Here is a 6,533-nt window from a genome sequence, read left to right as displayed (position 1 = left end):
ACGACTCCGCCAAACTACTGCCAATATCGGCAACGCGGCGGAGGCACTCGGCGATTAGTGCTGCATCGTCAGTGGCAACTACCGCGATTAGTTCGTCAATTTGTTCTTGAATGGTGGTTTCAAAAATTGACACCACAATATCAAAACCCAACTCGATCGAGCTGGGGAGGGCAATATCGGCTTCACTCCAATCGCCCAATTTTGACTTTAAGTTGTCGATGACAATCTCCATCCGCGCGACGATCTCCTGTTCGTCAAGGTCTCGATCTGCTGAATCCGATCTGCCAGCAGTAGTTTGCGCCAATAAACATTCCTGCAAACCCGTATAGCCATCTAATAGTAATGTTTGCACCTCAATATCGATCTCGACATCCAGATCGTAAAAAACGCGCGTCACATCTTCAAAATCGTGAGCGATCCGTTCGATCGCGCTCAAGCCAACATTGGCGGCAGCACCTTTGAGCGTATGCAGCGCACGCATCAGATTGTGGACTTTAGCCGTGGTGTGTTCACTCGGCAACGTGAGGATTTCCTGCTCGATCGTTTGCAGTAATTCTGGTGCTTCCGCTAAAAAATAACTATATGCTTGGGCTTGGATTTGAGCGTCATTCATGACCGTGATGGATAGTGGATAGGGGCTGGTGGGGCGATCGAATCAACGTTAGGATGCATTCACAGCAGTGCCCAGATATTTATTCAAGAAAGCTTCGATCGCACTGCGCGTAATTGGTTTACAGGTAAATTCCGAAGCACCGACAACTTTGGAACGGACGCGATCGAGCAATCCGTCTTTCCCAGTGAGAATCACGATCGGAATCTGCGCAAAAGTGGACACGCGGCGAATTTGGCCGCAAATTTCGTAGCCACTAATTTTGGGCATAATTAGATCGAGGAAAATCAGATCTGGTTTATTTTCTAGCAATCTGGGTAAAGCTTGGGTCGGATCTTGTATGGCGATAAATCGATAACCGGCATCCGTAACGATCGATCTCATGCTCTCGCAGATTTGGGGGTTGTCATCGATGCAGATCGCTAATTTGGATTGGGTACTAGCTGCTGGCGTGTGCACCAGCGTTAGCAGTTGCTCCTTCATCCCCAGATCGCTCGGCACGCGTTTGCTCTCAACTGGTGACAATTTGAGATCGGGCAGATCGATTAACTCGATGATGCCAGTCTGGATATAGCGCGTGAGCGATCGCGTCAATAAGAGCAAATCTTCATCAATCTCCAAGGCAATTTCCCGTAACGTCCGCTTCCCAGTAATGACCTGTACCAAATTTTGATAAATAATCGGTGTCGTTTGCCGATAAAGTTGGACGGGATGCCGAATCACAGGCGTTTTATTCGGTGAAATATTTCCTAATTTTTGCGTGTGCCACTCTTGCCACATCACTTCCGCTTGCTTAATGACTTCTTCGGTATCGATCGAACTTGGCGGTCTTTCGCTAAATATTTCCGCCTGAGTGCGAAAATTCAACTTTTGACCCTGACTGTATTGCAACAAGTCAAAAATTGTTTCCTGGGCGGCGATCTCCAATATCGTCGTCAGCTCGGCAGCTTTGATTTCCGATAGCATCATCAACGCCGCCGCACCTTGGTACTGCCAACATACTTCGCGGCCGGCGTCCAATCCTTTCCAGGTGCTATAACTAGCTGCTTGAGCGAGTAACTCGATGTTGATATGTTCGTAGCCGACACTAGCCCGCAGTAGCCGTTGCCACAGGCGATTTGGTTGGGCGCGATCGAGACTCCAGACGATCTGTCCTTGGTAAAATACCAGTTCCCACGCTTGTCCCGATCCCACCGATATATCTACAGCTCCAGTAAATTCGCCCCAACTTAAGTACTGAAATCGACCGATTGCATCACGCTGTGGGTCAGCAGCCGTCAAATAGCGAAGATCGTTGTTCATTACAAGAGAAAATGGGATAGTCAAAGTAGTAAAGTAAGTTAGCCATCACAGCACAGCTAGAATCAATTTTCCGCAGCCAGCGAGCAGGTCAAAATTGGGATTCCAAGACAATTGTGAAGATCCGTTGTGGAAAAGGGAATGATGCGCGATCGATATGATATTTTTTAGAGTCTTCATTAGTATTCCCTACTAATCGCTCAGTACGCTATCATGCTCAATTAACATTAGCGATTTACCAACAAAGCTTGCCAATCTGGCAATCTTTGTGCCACAAAAGATTACGATCTTGGCGATCGACCGCTATCGAACAGGATTTACGACTGCCAGATTTACATTAGGAGTTGACGTGTTGAATTTATTCGCTAGGTTAAGGGGACTATCCGCAAAATTGCCGCTGACTGGGGCAGCAAAACCTCGTGAGCATCATCAACCGTCAGCTACTGCTGCGGGTTTTGAGCCGAATGGGCACTCCAACGCACCGGAACGCGCCCACCCGTCAGAAATCGGTACCGCACCAGATCTGTCGGCAAATCTCTATCCCGTTGGCGAAGCCTCTCTGAAAGAGAATCGCGTCCAGACCGCACCGCCACCAGTTCCAGCAGCGGTTGAGATCCCCGCTGATGCCTTGGCAACAACACCAGCCACCGCCCCAGCAGGTCGCGGGGGCCAACAGCAAACGGCGAGTCCGATCCTCAAGGCGATCGGGAAAACAGCGGTCGCTGTCGGTGGGACAGTCGGGATCGTCGGTAAAGTAGCCACCAAGCCCTTTCAAGGCTCCAATCCTGTCCACAAAAAGCGGTGGTTCTGGGTGAGTTCTGGTTTGGGCTTGGGCTGTCTAGCCTTATTTGGTGCCTGGATCTTTGTCGATCGTAGTGTCAGTCAGTACGCGCCAGTCGATGCCCTCAACTACGTCCGCCCTGGGACGATTACGATCAAAGGTCTCGATGGCAGTATCTTGCTCCAAACGGGAAATGCCACCCGCGAGACGATCAAAATTTGGCAAATGCCCGACAAGCTCAAAAAAGCCTTCGTCGCGATCGAAGATCGGCGGTTTTACGAGCATGACGGTGTCGATTATAAAGGTGTCACCAGAGCCTTCGTTCAAAACATCACCTCCAAAAACTTAGTCGAAGGTGCCAGTAGCATCAACCAACAGTTGGCGCGGATGGTCTATCTCAATCAGGAACGGAGTTTTTGGCGCAAACTGCGGGAAGTCCGCCTCGCCCAAAAATTAACCGAAGGACTCAGCAAAGACCAGATCCTCGAACGCTATCTCAATCTCGTCTATTTGGGTGAAGGGACTTATGGCGTCACCGATTCAGCTTGGGTCTATTTTAGTAAAACTGTAGACCAGCTCACCCTATCGGAAATGGCCACCCTGGCAGCCATGCCACCAGCACCAAATAAATATTCGCCGTTTGTCAATCCCAAATTTGCCGAGCAACGTCGCAATCTGGTGCTCGATCGGATGTTGGAAGCCAAATTTATTACCGCAGCCGAAGCCAAAACCGCTAAAGCCGAACCGCTTAAAACCAAACGTAGTCCGCTCAAACGGGAACAGCAAGCAGCGCGGTACTTTACCAAATATATCGAACAGGAATTACCCGAACGGATTTCGGCCAAAGCCATCAAAGAAGGTGGCTTGACCGTCGAAACGACTCTCAATCCCGCATGGCAAACCAAAGCTGAAGAAATCGTCAATTCCACCGTCCGCAATAATCGCGGTTCCTTCGGCCAGGCTGCGATGGTCAGTGTCGATCCGCGTACGGGCGGGATTCGATCGATGGTCGGCGGTACCGACTTTGAAACCCACCAATTCAACCGCGTCACTCAAGCCAAACGCCAACCCGGATCGACCTTCAAACCGATCGTCTATGCGACGGCGATCGCTGGTGGCATCAGCCCGAATAAATCCTATCTCGACGCCCCCTTTGATGTTGACGGTTATAAGCCCAAAAACGCGGGTAAAAAATTCAAGGGTTACATCACGATGCATAATGCGCTGATTAACTCTGTCAACATCATCGCGATCAAAATCCTGATCGATACGGGTTTTCAACCTGTCATCGATAACGCCAAAAGCATGGGGATCGAATCCAAGCTCGAACCCTACTACTCGCTGGCTTTGGGCGGGTTAGAAGTAGACTTGCTCGAACTCACCAGTGCCTATACTACTTTTGCAAATCGCGGTCTGCACAATCCCGCTCACGGCATTACCAGAGTGATCGACCAAAAAGGTCATATCATCTATCAAAATAAACCTCTACCCACCAAAGTATTCGAGCCAGATACTACCGCCATTATGACCTGGATGATGCGGGGCGTTGTGAATGAAGGTACGGCTACCTCAGCCCAAATCGGTCGCCCGGTAGCGGGTAAAACGGGCACCACGGACAAAGAACGCGACCTGTGGTTTATCGGCTTTGTCCCCCAATTGGTGACTGGGGTCTGGTTGGGTAACGATAATAATCGACCGACGGGCAATGCCAGTAGTACTGCTGCCTATGCCTGGTCGCGGTTTATGCGCACTGCGGTCACTGATTTTCCCGCTCAGAATTTCCCCCCTCGTCCTGACAATCTCAGCGGCCGTAAGCCAGAACTCAAACTCGATCCGATCCGTCCCCGCTATCGACGAGATCTGCCCATGCCCAAGGATGGCGAGCGCGTCGATGACGATAAGAAGAATAATAATGACGATCGACCGCGCCGTTCGCGGCGGCGGCGTTCGGAAGAAGCCAGCAACAGCAGTTCGGAGGATAATAGTCCGCGTCGCTCGCGGCGTCGCCGCTCTGAAGAGGTAGATAGTAGCAATTCTAATTCGGATACTCCCCGCCGTTCGCGGCGTCGCCGCTCGGAGGAATAAAGGGGAGTCGGCAGGTAGCTATTGAGGCAGTGAGCATGGATTTTGCTAGCTATCATCTCTGGTCGCAGTTCGAGCCAGCATTAGGCTGGGAAGATACTCACTGTCAGATGCAGCGCGGTTGGAGATCGACTCTGGACACCAAGCAGTTTGAGTCGATCTCCACACCACTAGCAGCCACGATCTGGCAAAAAGTGGGTAAATTAGCCCAGCAAGGGGTGTATGAATTTCATCAAGATCCCCTGTTGCTCAAACATCCGCGCGGCTGCGAACGCGTGGCCGATCGATTGTATTTGTATTACGAACTGGCAGCAATCCGCGATCGCGTCATGCAGATTCTCCGCCAATATCAGGCGCAACCCTATCTGCTAGGGCAAGAAATGCTCTTGCTCAATCGCGGCGACGAACCGCTACCACCACCGATCGAGATCCGAGTCGGCGACGATACCTTTCAGCTATTTGCGGCTTTTGATTGTGTCGTTCGAGCAGTGTTACCGTCGCCTGGATCTGTTACTATCGATCGCGACAAAATCCACATCATCGATTTTAAAACCGGACTTGCCGATTTCGATCGCCGTCAAGCCGATGTATACCTATTGGCAGGTAGTTATCTGTATCCAGATTGTGAGTTAGTGGCTTCTTTTTACAATCTAGAAACGATGACTAGCTCCGAACCGATTACCGCCACACCCGATCGCTTAACACAGATTGCCCAGAAATTAGCCCAAATTGCCAAGCTACACCAGCAACAACTGCGGGAATATCAACTCGATCCCGATTGCTTTGATCGCTTATTTCCCGCCCATCCTGGGACTCATTGTCGAGCTTGTCGTTTTAACTATCGGTGTGCCTATGCGGTAGGTTGTTAATGGAGGGTAGAGGGTAAAGGGTAAAGGGTAAAGGGTTAGATTCGTTACCTCAATAACCGAGCGGGGACTGGGTACTATAGCTAATAATCGCGATCAACAGGTGTTAATTATTAACTGTCAACTGGTTTATCTATGACGCTCCAGCACCTTCAACCATTTCAGGTCGATCCCAATCGGATCGATCGTCAAGAGATTGCTAATTTAGTCAATAAAGTTAGTAGCAATAGTAAAGTTAGCGAAATTCAAGGATTATTCGATCGGAATATTTCTCTATGTGCTTATTTACTTGCTACTTACATTAAGTACGATGAAATCTATTTTTTATCGACCAATTTAATTCTTAATCCAGACAACCGCCCCGACTATCTATGTGGTTGTTACCACGAACGCAAGGGTGTCAAGTGGTATGCGATTGTCTTGGCTGCTCCTCATGATCGGACTTGGGATGAAGAGATGCAGCTAACTCCTTCAGCCAAGATTGCCTTTGACAAGTTGAATTATTGCACTAGTAATTTACCGAAGATTTTAGTTGAGAATCAGTTAATTGAAGAAGTTAGTCCCGAACAGATTCGTGGATTGGTAATTATCGGTCAGGATAAAGAGTTTTTCCAAAATCGTAAAAAACAAGAGCGCAAGCGCGATATCAATCAAAATACATCGATCGATCTGCGGACATACGGTGCTTTTATCCGCAGCTTTAATAAAGGCAATCAGGATAGTTGGCTACAGACGCCAGTGACATCACTGTTCGATCGATTTAAAAAATAGGGGATAGCGGATAGGGTCAATTTTGAAGACGCACTCTTCGGGTTTATCGATCGAGAATGTTCTGGAGCGTTGCTGACTGTAGGCATGAAATTTAGGGTAGGGGCAATTCATGAATTGCCCCTAC

5 protein-coding genes are annotated in these 6,533 nt (G+C 49.2%); 3 read left to right on the top strand and 2 right to left on the bottom strand.

All coding sequences use genetic code 11. The features are described 5' to 3' along the window. Positions 1-613 (bottom strand): Hpt domain-containing protein (locus tag RMO27_RS04175; RefSeq protein ID WP_309729402.1); only part of this gene is annotated, 613 nt, incomplete at its 3' end. A 48-nt stretch (positions 614-661) separates the two neighbouring features. After that, positions 662-1,912 (bottom strand): response regulator, encoded by a 1,251-nt coding sequence (locus RMO27_RS04170; RefSeq protein ID WP_309729400.1) that lies wholly within the window; start codon positions 1,910-1,912, stop codon positions 662-664. A 265-nt stretch (positions 1,913-2,177) separates the two neighbouring features. Here RMO27_RS04170 and RMO27_RS04165 point away from each other — a divergent pair, with 265 nt between their 5' ends. The 3 genes from RMO27_RS04165 (at position 2,178) to RMO27_RS04155 (ending at position 6,409) form a co-directional block, all read left to right on the top strand. After that, a complete protein-coding gene (locus RMO27_RS04165) occupies positions 2,178-4,775 on the top strand; it encodes a PBP1A family penicillin-binding protein (RefSeq protein WP_309729398.1) in 2,598 nt (865 codons plus the stop codon). 35 nt (positions 4,776-4,810) lie between these two features. After that, positions 4,811-5,641: a PD-(D/E)XK nuclease family protein gene (locus tag RMO27_RS04160; RefSeq protein WP_309729396.1), complete on the top strand. Its 831-nt coding sequence runs from the start codon at positions 4,811-4,813 to the stop codon at positions 5,639-5,641. 132 nt (positions 5,642-5,773) lie between these two features. Further along, entirely contained in the window at positions 5,774-6,409 is a 636-nt protein-coding gene (locus tag RMO27_RS04155; protein WP_309729395.1) for a hypothetical protein, read from the top strand. Positions 6,410-6,533: the final 124 nt, after the last annotated feature.

This window comes from Chamaesiphon sp. OTE_75_metabat_556 (genome assembly GCF_031378165.1).
In the GTDB taxonomy this organism is placed as follows: Bacteria; Cyanobacteriota; Cyanobacteriia; order Cyanobacteriales; family Chamaesiphonaceae; genus Chamaesiphon.
This window is presented reverse-complemented; position numbering and strand designations above follow the sequence as displayed.